The organism is Qipengyuania sp. SM2507, from assembly GCF_053714505.1.
The window spans coordinates 1,188,433-1,201,113 of record NZ_CM132307.1; the positions used below are offsets into that span (position 1 = coordinate 1,188,433).

Genomic DNA, 12,681 nt, shown 5'->3' on the forward strand with positions numbered 1-12,681 from the left:
ATTTGACGCGATAGGGCGTCAGGCATAGCCTTCGATCCATGGCGCGATCTGCTGTCTCGACCGATCAGGCGGCACTTCCCGCACCCCGCGACATCGTCGAACTTCTCAAGCCGATCACCTGGTTTCCGCCAATGTGGGCCTTCATGTGCGGGGTGGTTTCGTCCGGCCTGCCGCTAGACGGGCGCTGGCTGTTCCTGATCGCGGGAATCGCGCTGACCGGTCCGCTGGTTTGCGGGACCAGCCAGGCGGTCAACGACTGGTTCGACCGCCATGTCGACGCCATCAACGAACCCGACCGGCCGATCCCCTCGGGGCGGATTGCAGGCAATTGGGGCTTGCGAATCGCGATCGCCGGGACGCTGCTGTCGCTGCTCGTCGCCTGGGCGGTTGGTCCCTGGGTTCTGGCGGCGACCACGCTCGGGCTGATCTGCGCCTGGATTTACAGCGCGCCGCCGCTTCGCCTCAAGGCAAGCGGCTGGACCGGACCTGCGGTGGTCGCGTTGACCTATGAGGGGCTCACCTGGTTCACCGGTGCCAGCGTGATGGCGGGCGCGCTGCCGCGGGGTGAAATCCTGCTCATCCTCGTGCTCTACAGTGTGGGCGCGCATGGCATCATGACACTAAACGATTTCAAGGCGGTGGAGGGCGACACCCAGACCGGGATCCGCTCGCTCCCGGTGACGCTCGGCGTGGTGCCGGCGGCGCGGTTCGCCTGCGCGGTTATGGTGCTGGCGCAGGCGGCGGTGATCGCGCTGCTGTTTCACTGGCAGATGACCATTTCTGCGATCGCGGTGAGTGTCCTGCTGGTGGCGCAGCTGGCGCTGATGCCGAGGCTCATCTCCGACCCCGCGACTCGCGCGCCCTGGTATGCTGCGCGCGGCGTGACGCTCTATGTTCTTGGGATGCTAGCCGCCGCGCTTGGTCTCGGAGGGCATCTGGGATGATCGCGGCGTGCGGATTCGGTTGGGTCGCAATTGTCCGCCTGGGTGCGGTACAGGCCTCGATCGGAGCCATCGTGATGCTCGCGACCTCGCTGCTCAACCGGCTGATGGTGGTCGAATACGGGCTCGCCGCGGCGATCCCCGCCGGGCTGGTTGCCTGGCACTACGCGGTCCAGTTGCTGCGCCCGGTCTGGGGGCAGGGTTCGGACCTCGGGCGCCAGCGCACGCCGTGGATCCTCGGCGGTATGGCGATGCTGGGGGTGGGCGCCCTCGCGGCGGTCAACGCGACTGTATTGCTTTCGAGTGCGCCCCTAGGCGGAATGCTGCTGGCAGTGCTCGCCTTCACCATGATCGGCGGCGGTGTCGGCGCGGCGGGGACATCGATGCTGGCGCTGCTGGCATCCGGAGTCGCTCCCGAGCGGCGCGCAGCCGCCGCGGCGACAACCTGGATCATGATGGTGGCGGGCATCGTGATCTCCGCGAGTGCTGCGGGCGCGCTGCTCGACCCCTATTCGCCCGCGCGCCTCGCGCTGGTGGCGAGCGGGGTGGTCGGCGCGGCGCTGCTGGTCACCGCGCTGGCGGTGTTCCGGCTCGAGCGCCAGGCGATGCCGGCGGCGCCCTCGCACACCGAGCCCGTTCCCCAGTTTCGTGAGGCCATTGCCGAGATACTGACCGAGCGCACCGCGCGCGCCTTCACCCTGTTCATCTTCGTCTCGATGCTCGCCTATTCGATGCAGGATCTGATCCTCGAACCCTTCGCCGGGTTGGTCTTCGATATGACCCCCGGCGAATCGACCAGCCTCGCCGGGATGCAGCATGGCGGCGTGCTGATCGGGATGGTGGTCGCCGGGGTCGGCGGGAGCGGCTTTGCGGGGCGGATGCCCGGCGAATTGCGCAGCTGGATTGCCATCGGCTGCCTCGGATCGGCGCTGGCGCTCGCGGCGCTGGCGATCGGGGCGCAGGCGGGGCCAGGCTGGCCGCTCACCGCCAATGTTTTTGCGCTGGGTTTCTTCAACGGACTGTTCGCGGTGGCCGCGATCGGCGCGATGATGGGGCTAGCGGGCGCGGGTCGGCGGACGCGCGAGGGCGTGCGCATGGGCGTGTGGGGCGCATCGCAGGCGATCGCTTTCGGGCTCGGCGGGCTGGTGGGCGCACTTGGGGTCGATGTCGCGCGCAATGCGCAGGGTCAGGACGCCGCCGCCTTCCAGCTGATCTTCGCTATCGAGGCTGCGTTGTTTGTGCTCGCCGCTGCCCTCGCGCTGCGCGTTGCTGCGCAGAAATCGCCGCGTTTTTCGGGAGTTGTGCCGACATGATCGAGGAATTCTACGACGCCGTGGTTGTGGGCGGCGGGCCGGCGGGGGCCACCGCGGCCTGCGATCTGGCGACTGCCGGGCACACAGTCCTGCTGCTCGATCGCGGTGGGCGGATCAAGCCCTGCGGAGGAGCGGTTCCGCCCCGACTGCTCGAGGATTTCGCGATTCCCGAGAGCCTGCTGGTGGCGCGCGCGCGTTCGGCGCGAATGATCGCGCCATCGGCTCGCGCGGTCGACATGCCGGTGGGCGAGATCGGCTTTGTCGGAATGGTCGATCGCGATCAGTTCGACGAATGGCTGCGCGTGCGCGCCTCCGATGCCGGGGCGACGCGCCGCAAAGGCACGTTCGAATCGATCGAGCGCGACGACAAGGCGGGTCCGCAGGTTACCTATCGCGAGACTCGCGACGGTCCCTTGCGCACAATCCGCACGCGGGTGGTGATCGGCGCCGATGGCGCGCGCTCGGCGGTCGCCAAGCAGGAAATCGCCGGCGCCGAGCGAATGCCCTGCGTCTTCGCCTATCATGAGATCATCCGCTCGCCTGAACACTCCAGCGACGGTTTCGACGCCAACCGTTGCGACGTCTTCTATCAGGGCAAGCTCTCGCCCGATTTCTACGCCTGGGTGTTCCCGCATGGCGAAACCGCCAGCATCGGGGTGGGGAGCGCCAACAAGGGCTTCTCCTTGCGCGGTGCGGTCAAGACCATGCGCGGCGATCTGGGCCTCACCGAATGCGAGACCGTTCGCTCCGAGGGCGCGCCGATCCCGCTCAAACCGCTCAAGCGCTGGGACAATGGCCGCGATGTCATCGTCACCGGCGACGCCGCCGGCGTGGTCGCGCCCGCCTCGGGGGAAGGGATTTATTACGCCATGACCAGCGGACGACTCGTCGCAGAAGCGGCAGGGGCCTTCATCGCCAGCGGGGCCCCGGCCACGCTGCGCCGCGCCCGCCGCGCCTTCATGCGCGAGCACGGCAAGGTGTTCTGGGTCCTCGGGATGATGCAGTATTTCTGGTATTCGAGCGACAAGCGCCGCGAACGCTTCGTCGATATGTGCGCCGACCCGGACGTGCAGGAATTGACCTGGCAGGCCTATATGAACAAGCGGCTCGTCCGCGCCAAACCGCTGGCGCATCTGAAGATATTCCTCAAGGACACCGCGCATCTTCTGGGGCTGAGGCCGGCTGCGCAATGAGCCGCAGCTGGATTATGCCGATCGCCATCGCCGGGCTGGCAGCGGTCGTGGTCGCGATGATTGGGGGGACGATCACCCATCTGGGGCCCTGGTACGAAGGCCTCGCCAAGCCTGACTGGACCCCCCCGCGCCCGGTTTTCCCGATAGCCTGGACCACCATCCTGGCGCTGGCGGCGATCGCCGCAGTCAGCGCCTGGCGCGCGGCCCCCACCGACAAGATTTCCGACACGATCGTCGGGCTGTTCGCGCTCAACGGCTTTCTCAACCTGCTGTGGAGCCTGCTGTTCTTCCGGATGCAGCGACCCGACTGGGCTTTCATCGAGGTGATCGGGCTGTGGCTCTCGATCCTGGCGCTGGTGGTCTATTGCGGGCGTCACTCGAAACTCGCCGGGGCGCTGCTGCTGCCCTATCTGGTCTGGGTAACCATCGCCGCGGCGCTCAACTGGCAGATCGTCCAGCTCAATGGACCCTTTGGCTGAACAGCGGGTGATGGAGCAGTTCTTCGCCAGCGGTCATGCGGTCGACTTCGTGCTCGCCGTGCTGGCGGTTGAACTTATCGTCTTGTTGCGGCGCGGATGGTCGCCGGTCGATGCGCTGGCCATGTTGGTCCCCGCAGCCCTGATGCTGCTCGGTCTGCGCGCGGCGCTGACTGGTGCGGACTGGCCCTGGATCGCACTGCCGCTGGCGCTGTCGCTTCCGGTCCATCTGCTCGATCTGGCCCGCCGCAAGGCGCGCCAGGCCTGAGAACTTCGCGTTGAGAGCTTTGCGACGGGCCGCCTATTCGGCGGCGGCCCCGATGTTTTCTCTGGCTACGCGAGCATCGGCCTGCCGCACCGCAGCCGAGAACATCGTCGGCATCAGAGCAGGGTAATCCCACGCCATCTTGGCACCGCCCAGCGGCTTGTTCTGGCCCCTATGACAGGTGGTGCAGTTCACCTTGAAGGGATCGCCCATGGCGCCCTTGCGGTTGGCTGGGAAGACATCGGCGAGCGGCGTGATGTAGCCGAAATTGATCTGGCGGACCATGTCGAGCCCGTAATAGGCGGTCTCGCGGAACGGGTTGCTGTTTTCCCACGACTGGAACGACTGCGCATTGTGGCAATAGGTGCAATTGACCCCGAGCGCCTGCGAGATGTGCATCATGATCGCATAGGTTTGCTCGGTCTCCATCGTACTGGTGGTGTTCGCCGGGCTCGGGAAGGTGCCTTCGGAAATGACCCGCGCCGTCTGTGGCAAGGGCCCGCCCAGTAGGTAGCGCGCCACCGCCGCATTGGGCAGCGAGGAATAGGCCGAATTCGATACCGGATCGTTCTGGCCGTTCTTGTTGCGAACGATGCCCTGATGCGCGGCGTCCTCGGGAAGTGTCCAATACTCGTTGGGCACCGGCTGCCCGCGATGGCAGGTCCAGCAGGTCACCCCGGTGTTGCCGACGTGGTTGGTCCAGTCCTGGTTGAGCTCGCGCGTCATCTCGAGCATCCGGCGTGAGACCGCCTTGGTGTATTTCACTTCAGACGCCATGTTCGCCGGATCGTGGCAATAGGCGCAGCCTTCCTCGGGCGCCACCCAGGCGGTGATCGCGGCCATGGTGTAATTGAACTGGTCGACCGAGACATCGCCGAGGACTTCGACATTCTCATAGACCTCGCTCGCTCGCGGTCCGGCGGTGCCGGGCGGATCATAGGGCGGGGCGGGGACTTCGTCCTTCACCTCGGAGGCCTTGACCATGATGGTGTTCATGCCGGTCCCGCGATAGCCGTTCTGGTAGGATTCCTTGGGGCCCAGTTCGCAGGCGACCAGCGCCAGCATCGAGATTCCGGCGAGCGTCACGGTTACGAAAGGTTTCATTCTCCGACACTCCTGATGCCCGCGGGATCGACGACCCCGGTATCGGGGTAGGCAGGCGCGAACTGGTGTTGCTGCGCCCAGAGGTACCAATTGTCGACAACCGTCCCGGTCAGCAGGATGCCGATCCCGCCGGTCAGCGTGGTCAGCACCGCGAACCACCAGGCCCAGCGATGGATCGATTCCATCGTCGCGTTGAAGCCCATGGTCCAGCGCCAGAACAGCGCCGCGCGTTCCGAGGCGGTGCCGCGATCGGTGATCTGCTCGATCTCGCGCTCGCCGCCGTAGCGCCCGACCGCGAGGATGGTCGCCCCGTGCATCGCGAACAGCAGCGTCGAGCCGTAGAGGAAGGCGATCGAGAGCGCGTGGAACGGGTTGTAGAACAGATTGCCGTAGCGGATCGAGAAGGCCGCGGTCCAGTCGAGATGCGGGAAGATACCGAACGGCACCGCTTCGGCCCAGGAGCCCATGAAGGCCGGACGGATGAAGCCGAGCACCAGATAGAGCCAGATCGCCGCGAGGAAGGCCCAGGCGACATGTGTCCCCATTCCCAGTGCGCGCGCCCGGCGGTAGGTCCGCACCCACCACAGCATGATCGAGGTGGTCAGGAAGAAGCCGGCCATGATCCACCAGCCGCCCTCGGCCAGCGGGACGAACGGATCGAAGCCATATTCGGGTCCGGGAGGCTCAAGCGCCAGCCACGGGAGCTGGCGGACGAACTGGATCGGGTCCCAGCCGACCGAGGCAAGCATGTTGAGCCCGATGATCTCGAAGGCGAGGAAGCCGCAGATGAGCGCGGCGACCCCGGTCCAGCCAAGATAGACCGGGCCGATCTGCGCCTGGCCGACGAGTCCCAGCCAGTGGTTGAAGGTGGTAGCGCGGATGCGCGGTTCTTCGCCGACCGGCAGCGGGACGCCCATTTCGGGGGCGCTGCGCAGCTGTACCTGGGTGAAGATGTTCTGATAGCGGGCCATGGTTGCGTTCCCCCTCAGGACCAGATCGGCAGATTGAGCCACCAGGTCCACCATTCCGGCCAACCCTTGGTCCACAGCGGGCCGGAGATGATGATGCAAATGGCGCTCCAGAAGCCGGCGTTGAGCGCCAGCAGCAGGCCGAGCCGGTGGATCCCCAGCGTGCCGATCGAATAGCCGATCAAATCGCGGAAGAAGGTGTCTTCATATTCGGGGCTCTTCACATCCTCGCCCTTGGCGGGATTGACCGCCGAGAGCACCAGCGAGCCGTGCAGCGCAAGCGCGAAGGTGGTGGTGAAGAAGAACGACACCGCCAGCATATGTGCCGGATTGTAGTGGAAATGGAGGTATTGGTAGCCAGTGTTGGAAACCCAGTCCAAATGGCTGAATATCCCGTAGGGAAAGCCGAAATGCCAGCCGCCCAGCATCACCGGGCGGATCACCACCAGCGAAACATAGGCGAAGATCGCGAAGCCAAAGGCGATTGGGACGTGATAGGCCATCCCCAGCTTGCGGCAGATTTCCACCTGCCTCAGCGCCCACGAGCCGAAGGAGATGATCGCGCAGACCGTGATCACCTGCCAGAACCCGCCTTCGCTCAACGGTGCGAAACCGAGCCCGTGGACCAGATCCGGTGGTTCGATCGAGATCAGCCAGGGGTTCCAGGTCGGTCCCTGCGAGGCAGCGTAGAAGATGAGCGCGGTGCCCAGCGAGGCAAAGATCGCGGTGACCACTCCGAAGAAGCCGACGTAGAAGGGGCCGACCCAGAAATCGAACAGATCCCCGCCGATCAGCGTCCCCCCGCGCACGCGATATTTCCGCTCGAAACTCAGGAGCGCCATAGCCCTATCCTCCACCGCCGCAGTGCGGCGGCCATCATGTTGACCGACATCGAACCCCGGGCCCTGTGCCCGTCTGTGCGCTCTCGAGGCGGCGACGTTGCGCCGCCGCCTCTCGCACAGGCCGTCGTCAGGTTGCCGGAGGCGCGGCGGTCGCCATCGCGGCGCCCTGCGCCGAGTTGGGGCCGTCGAGCCAGTTGAAGGTATCGGTGCTGAGCAGGATGAAGTGAATCACCAGCGCCAGCACGAAGAGGAAGACGAACAGGGCGACGAGTGCCCTGCGCGGATCGAAAATAAGCCAAATTCTCCACATGGTCCTGTTTCCTTGTGCAAGATTGTCAGGTCCCGCGACGGGCTGCGCCGCGGAGTGCGCTATCGGTTCAGAGCCACGGCCTCCACATCCACACGAGGATGTGCGCGATCACGGCCACGGCGGTGAAACCGAGGAAGCCGCCCATGAACAGCTTGTGGAATTCCTTCGCTTCCTCGGGTGTGAGGTAGGTCCTCAGCCCGAGACGATCTTCGGGATCAGTCATAGCCCTGTCTCCAGTTCTGCTTGGTGTGCGAGAGGCGAAATACCTCCGGTGTCCGCGCAGGGGTCCCCACGAGGATGGCTTGGCCCGGCATGCGGGCGATCTGAATGCGGCGGCTCACGCGGGCTGCCCTTCGAGCAGCGCGTCGGCCAGGCGGTCCTGAGTCACTCGGGTCTCGCCGGCGCGACGCGTGGCGCGCTCGGCGGCATCGCGGTAGCGCTTGGCGGCGGAAATGCGGACCAGCACCGGCTGCGCCTCGATGAGGTTGTCGAGCCGGGCCTTGGCGTCGTCGTCCCACTGCAGCTCGGGCTGCAGCCGCGCCGGCGTCGGGTCGACCTCGTCGAGCTGGGTGGCGAGCGGGAGGATGTGAAACAGCGCATCGAACAGCGCGTTGCACAATTCCTGCATCAGATAGGTCGCGCCCGAATAGCCCATGAAGGGCGTCCCGGTGTGGCGGCGGATCGCCGCGCCGGGAAAGCTGGCGGGGATGTAGATTCCGCGCCCGCCGGCCTCGGCCATGTACATCCGCTCGTTGTAGCTGCCGAACACCACCAGTGGCGGCGCGGAATGGATCGCGGCGCGCACCGCGGCGTTGTCGGGCTTGACCCCGGCGCTGCGCGAGAAGGCGAAGCTGCAGGGCAGGCCCATGTCGTCCTCGAGGAATTTGCGGATCCCGCGGGCGTAGGTCTCGTTGGCGACGATGCCGAAGCTGGCGGTGCCGAAGAAATCCTGCGTGACCGAGCGCCACAGGTCCCACAGCGGCTTGATCGTCGTGTGCTTTTCGCGGGTGATGAAGGGCTCGGGATCGAGCCCCAGTTCCTCCCCCAGCGCGCGCAGGAACAGCGTGGTGCTGTCGAGCCCGACCGGAGCCTGGAAATAGGGCCGCTCGAGCAGTTCGCACAGATTGCGACCGAACTCGCGATAGAGGCAGACGTTGGCCTGCGCATCTGCGAGCCGGCGGACATCGGCGAGATGGCTGCCGAGCGGGAAGGCCATGTTGACGTCCGCACCGATGCCCTCGATCAGCCGACGGATCTCGGCCAGATCGCTCGCCATGTTGAACATGCCATAGGCGGGGCCGATGATGTTGACCTTGGGCTTCGCCCCGTCCTTCACCGGCTTGGCGGCAGGCATCTTCTTGGGGCCGAATTCGGTCCACAACCAGCTCAGCGCGCGGTCGGCGCATTGCCACTGGTCCTCGTCGATGGTGCGCGGGAGGAAGCGCTTGATGTTGGTGCCCTCGGGGGTCACCCCGCCGCCGATCATCTCGGCGATCGAACCGGTGACTACGACCGCGGGCAATTCGGGATCGAGCGTCTTCCAGGCGCGCTTCATCGCGCCTTCGGTGCCGGTCTTGCCGAGCTCTTCCTCGCCGAGCCCGGTGACCACGATCGGCAATTCGTGCGGCGGGAGCCCGTCGGTGTAATGCAACACCGAGGTGACGGGCAGGTTCTCGCAGCCCACCGGGCCGTCGATGATCACCTGCAGCCCCTTAACGGCGGTGAAGACATAGACCGCGCCCCAATAGCCGCCGGCCCTGTCGTGATCGAGGACGAGGGTCATGTCCCCACCGCCTCGGCCGCCTTGCGCGCCGCCTCGTTCAATGCGGCGTATTTCTTCTTGAACAGCGGCCGGTCCTGCGGGGTGTCTTCCCAGATCCCTGCGCCGTGCTCGGTGCCGACGCCTTCGAAGAAGGCGCTCATCCGGTCCATCCGGTCCTTGTTGGCCATCGCGGTGTTGACCACCTGCGCCAGGCTGCCCGCACCCGCGGGCCCCATCAGCGGACGGGCGGAAATGAGGTTGGTGAAATAGAGCGAAGGGATGGCGCGCTGCTTGGCGTGCTGCACCACCGGGGTTGTGCCGATCGCGAGATCGGGCCCGAATTCCTCGACCGCGGCAATGTCCTGTTCGAGGCTGGCGCGGTACTGGATCCGCACGCCCCTGGCTTCCAGCCATTCGCGGTCGGGATCGGACCAGCGCGTCCGGGGGCAGGCGGTGCCGACATAGGGCACATCCGCGCCGCTTTCGACCAGCAGCCGCGCCACCAGCAGTTCCGAACCCTCGTATCCCGAGACGGTGATCCGCCCCGCGACCGGACTGGCCGCCAGCGCACCGCGGATCGCGGCGACGAAGCGGTCCTTGGTGGCATCCACCTTGTCGCGCGCGATGCCGCAGGTCTCGCCGATCGCCTCGAGCCAGGCGGCGGTGCCATCCGCACCCACCGGTGCGGAGCCGATCACCGGGCGCCCGGCATGTTCGAACTCGCGCACGCTGGCGGTGTAGAAAGGGTGGATCGCCGCCACGACTGCGCAATCGAGCGCGCCATAGAGCTCGCGCCATTCTCGCGTCGGAACCACTGGACCGGCAGCCAGCCCGAGTGGCTCTAGCATCTGTCCGATGCCGACCGGATCGGCGGGGAACATCTCGCCCAGCAGCGTCACCGTGGGCCGGTCTGAGCGGATCTTCGGCGCGGCGACGGGGCCCGCCTCCACTTCTTTGCGCGCATAGGCGAGCATGGCGCCGGCCAGCACGTCCTTGGCCTCGGCATGGGTCGGGATCCCGAAGCCGGGAACATCGATGCCGATGATCCGAACGCCGTTGATCTCGTCCTTGAGCAGCCGCAGCGGGACGCCGCTGGCAGTGGGGACGCACAGATTGGTGACGATGATGGTGTCGTATTTTTCCGGATCGGCGAGACCCTCGACCGCTTCCTTGATGTCCTCGAACAATTTGCCTGTAACCAGGGTCTCGGAACTGAAGGGGACATAGCCGACGGTGCGCCGCGCACCGTAGAAATGCGAGGTGAAGGTCAGGCCGTAGACGCAGCAGGCCGAGCCCGAGAGCACGGTGGCGGTGCGCCGCATCCGCAATCCGACCCGCAGCGAGCCGAAGGCGGGGCACATGCTCTGCGGCTGGTCGTGCGGGCCCTGCGAGGGCTCGACAGGATAATCCGCCGCATAGCGGTCGAGTATCTCGCCCTTGCCCGCGGCGCGGGCCGCTTCGCGCATCGTCTCCGCACCGCCATGGCAGCCACTGCCGGAATTGGCCGCTTCGCCTTCGGCCGGCGCAAGATCGAGCCGGTCGGGTCGTCGCTCCGTGGGGGCTGCCAGCGTGTTCATTGCTCAGACCTCGTCATAAACCACCTCGAGCGAGGGCCGGATTTCGTAACTGCCGCCGCGCATGTCGGCCTGCGTCGCGGGGACCAGCTGGACATTGCCGCCGGTCTCCTCGGGCGAAAACAGCCCGAGCAGCCCGTCCTGGTCGAGCGGGTTGGGCTGGAGCGGCGGCGCGCCGTCGATATTGGTCGCGAGCTCTTCGAACAGGCTGCCCCATTCGCTGCCGGGGCGACCGATGATCTGGTAATTGGCCGATTTGCGGCGGATATCCTCGTTCGCCGGGATCGCAGTGAGGACCGGAATGCCGACCGCATCGGCAAAGGCCTGCGCCTCGCCGGTGCCGTCGTCCTTGTTGATCAGGATTCCCGCAACGCCGACATTGCCGCCCATCTTGCGGAAATATTCGACCGCCTTGCAGACATTGTTGGCGACGTAGAGCGACTGCATGTCGTTCGAGCCGACGACGATGACCTTCTGGCACATGTCGCGCGCGATCGGCAGGCCGAAGCCGCCGCAGACCACATCGCCGAGGAAATCGAGCAGCACGTAGTCGAAGCCCCAGTCGTGGAAGCCGAGCTTCTCGAGCAGTTCGAACCCGTGGATGATCCCGCGTCCGCCGCAACCGCGTCCGACTTCGGGCCCGCCCAGCTCCATCGCGAACACTCCGTCGCGCTGGAAGCAAACATCCTCGATGCGGACTTCCTCGCCTGCGAGTTTCTTGGCCGAACTGGTCTCGATGATGGTCGGGCAGCTCTTGCCGCCGAACAGCAGGCTGGTGGTGTCGCTCTTGGGGTCGCAGCCGATCAGCAGTACGCGCTTGCCCTGTTGCGCCATCATGTAGGAGAGGTTGGAGAGCGCGAAGCTCTTGCCCGAGCCGCCCTTGCCGTAGATCGCGATGATCTGCGTTTCCTTGGTCACCTCGCCGGTGTGCACGGGGTCGGGCTCGATCCCCGCTTCTTCGCGCAGCGCCATGTCTTGCTCGAACATCGTCATGCGCATTCGCTCCAGTCGAGAACCATTTTTAAGCATTCCGGATCGGTCAGCGCGGTGGGATAGGCCTTCCTGGCCTCCTCTGCCGGGCGGACATCCGAGATCAGCCCACCAAGATCGAGCGCGCCCGTCTCGATCAGCGCGCCGGTCGCCGCGAGATCCTCGGGCTGCCATTCGGCCGCGACCCGCAGCCGCGCTTCGGCGCGGAACGCGGGGGCGAAGGCGAAACTGAGCCGGCTGGCATAGAAGCCGGCGAGCACGATCTCGCCGCCCTTGGCGAGCTTGCCGATCAGCGTGTCGAGCCCGTCGGCATATCCGCTGACGTCGTAGATCGCACGGTAATCGCGGCGCGTGTCGTCCTTGGGGGCGATAACCTCATAACCCTGCGCACCTTCGCGGCGGCAGGCCTGGTTGTCCCACACCACGGGGGCCGGGGCGCCGGTGGCGATGGTGAGCCGCGCGAGCAGCCGTCCGAGAACGCCGTGACCGACGATCAGGTCTGGCGGGTCGCCCGCGGCGAGTGCGTGGCGCGCGGTGGCGGCAAGTGCGAACAACACGCCATCGACCCCGAGCAATTCGGATATGGAGAAGGCGCGGGCGGAGGGGACGACCAGCCGCTGCGCGGTGCCGCCGAACAATCCGCGCGCCTCGGTGTAGCAATTGGCGCCGGGGACGAAGACCCAGTCTCCGATCCTGCCAGTGACATCGGCCCCGGCATCGACCACTCGGCCGACCGATTCATAGCCCGGCACCAGCGGATAGCCCATTCCGGGGAAGCGCGGCATCTCGCCGGTCCACAACAGCTTCTCGGTGCCGCTGCTGATCCCGCTCCATTGGGTTTCGATGACGACGTCGGATGGGCCGGGATCGTTCAGGGCCAGCGTCCGCAGCGCCAGGCGCCGAGGTGCGTCCACAATTACAGCCAATGCATCCATCCCTCAGG

General features: G+C 66.3%; 14 protein-coding genes. 5 read left to right on the forward strand and 9 right to left on the reverse strand.

From position 1 onward, the window contains the following. The first annotated feature begins 38 nt into the window (after positions 1-38). Genes chlG through ACWIKC_RS05780 form a run of 5 tightly spaced genes read left to right on the forward strand, consistent with a single transcriptional unit; the run spans position 39 to position 4,191 of the window. Positions 39-944 carry a chlorophyll synthase ChlG gene (chlG, locus tag ACWIKC_RS05760; protein ID WP_454599161.1) on the forward strand — a complete coding sequence of 302 codons (906 nt, stop codon included), beginning with the start codon at positions 39-41 and terminating at the stop codon, positions 942-944. Continuing rightward, complete coding sequence (locus tag ACWIKC_RS05765) at positions 941-2,254, forward strand: BCD family MFS transporter (protein WP_454599162.1); 1,314 nt, start codon at positions 941-943, stop codon at positions 2,252-2,254. Before chlG ends, ACWIKC_RS05765 begins: the two co-directional genes overlap by 4 nt. Continuing rightward, positions 2,251-3,447, forward strand: coding sequence for a geranylgeranyl diphosphate reductase (locus tag ACWIKC_RS05770; protein ID WP_454599163.1), 1,197 nt, complete (start codon positions 2,251-2,253; stop codon positions 3,445-3,447). The genes ACWIKC_RS05765 and ACWIKC_RS05770 overlap by 4 nt, the downstream gene beginning before the upstream one ends. After that, complete coding sequence (locus ACWIKC_RS05775) at positions 3,444-3,926, forward strand: TspO/MBR family protein (RefSeq protein ID WP_454599164.1); 483 nt, start codon at positions 3,444-3,446, stop codon at positions 3,924-3,926. The genes ACWIKC_RS05770 and ACWIKC_RS05775 overlap by 4 nt, the downstream gene beginning before the upstream one ends. Continuing rightward, complete coding sequence (locus ACWIKC_RS05780) at positions 3,910-4,191, forward strand: hypothetical protein (RefSeq protein WP_454599165.1); 282 nt, start codon at positions 3,910-3,912, stop codon at positions 4,189-4,191. The genes ACWIKC_RS05775 and ACWIKC_RS05780 overlap by 17 nt, the downstream gene beginning before the upstream one ends. 33 nt (positions 4,192-4,224) lie before the next feature. Here ACWIKC_RS05780 and pufC read toward each other — a convergent pair whose 3' ends face one another. The 9 genes from pufC to bchC form a co-directional block, all read right to left on the reverse strand. After that, the gene (gene pufC / locus ACWIKC_RS05785) at positions 4,225-5,292 is read right to left on the reverse strand and encodes a photosynthetic reaction center cytochrome PufC (protein ID WP_454599166.1); all 1,068 of its coding nucleotides are present in this window, start codon (positions 5,290-5,292) and stop codon (positions 4,225-4,227) included. Then, complete coding sequence (gene pufM, locus ACWIKC_RS05790; protein ID WP_454599167.1) at positions 5,289-6,263, reverse strand: photosynthetic reaction center subunit M; 975 nt, start codon at positions 6,261-6,263, stop codon at positions 5,289-5,291. Before pufM ends, pufC begins: the two co-directional genes overlap by 4 nt. A 14-nt stretch (positions 6,264-6,277) precedes the next feature. Then, complete coding sequence (pufL, locus tag ACWIKC_RS05795; RefSeq protein WP_454599168.1) at positions 6,278-7,102, reverse strand: photosynthetic reaction center subunit L; 825 nt, start codon at positions 7,100-7,102, stop codon at positions 6,278-6,280. A 127-nt stretch (positions 7,103-7,229) separates the two neighbouring features. Beyond that, the gene (gene pufA, locus ACWIKC_RS05800; protein WP_454599169.1) at positions 7,230-7,412 is read right to left on the reverse strand and encodes a light-harvesting antenna LH1, alpha subunit; all 183 of its coding nucleotides are present in this window, start codon (positions 7,410-7,412) and stop codon (positions 7,230-7,232) included. Positions 7,413-7,479: 67 nt separating this feature from the next. After that, positions 7,480-7,635 carry a light-harvesting antenna LH1, beta subunit gene (gene pufB / locus ACWIKC_RS05805; protein ID WP_454599170.1) on the reverse strand — a complete coding sequence of 52 codons (156 nt, stop codon included), beginning with the start codon at positions 7,633-7,635 and terminating at the stop codon, positions 7,480-7,482. Positions 7,636-7,749: 114 nt separating this feature from the next. Further along, positions 7,750-9,195, reverse strand: coding sequence for a chlorophyllide a reductase subunit Z (bchZ, locus tag ACWIKC_RS05810; protein WP_454599171.1), 1,446 nt, complete (start codon positions 9,193-9,195; stop codon positions 7,750-7,752). Continuing rightward, positions 9,192-10,751: a chlorophyllide a reductase subunit Y gene (gene bchY / locus ACWIKC_RS05815; protein WP_454599172.1), complete on the reverse strand. Its 1,560-nt coding sequence runs from the start codon at positions 10,749-10,751 to the stop codon at positions 9,192-9,194. Before bchY ends, bchZ begins: the two co-directional genes overlap by 4 nt. A gap of 3 nt (positions 10,752-10,754) precedes the next feature. Continuing rightward, positions 10,755-11,741 carry a chlorophyllide a reductase iron protein subunit X gene (locus ACWIKC_RS05820; protein ID WP_454599173.1) on the reverse strand — a complete coding sequence of 329 codons (987 nt, stop codon included), beginning with the start codon at positions 11,739-11,741 and terminating at the stop codon, positions 10,755-10,757. After that, positions 11,738-12,673 (reverse strand): chlorophyll synthesis pathway protein BchC, encoded by a 936-nt coding sequence (gene bchC / locus ACWIKC_RS05825; protein WP_454599174.1) that lies wholly within the window; start codon positions 12,671-12,673, stop codon positions 11,738-11,740. The genes ACWIKC_RS05820 and bchC overlap by 4 nt, the downstream gene beginning before the upstream one ends. Between the last annotated feature and the right edge of the window lie 8 nt (positions 12,674-12,681).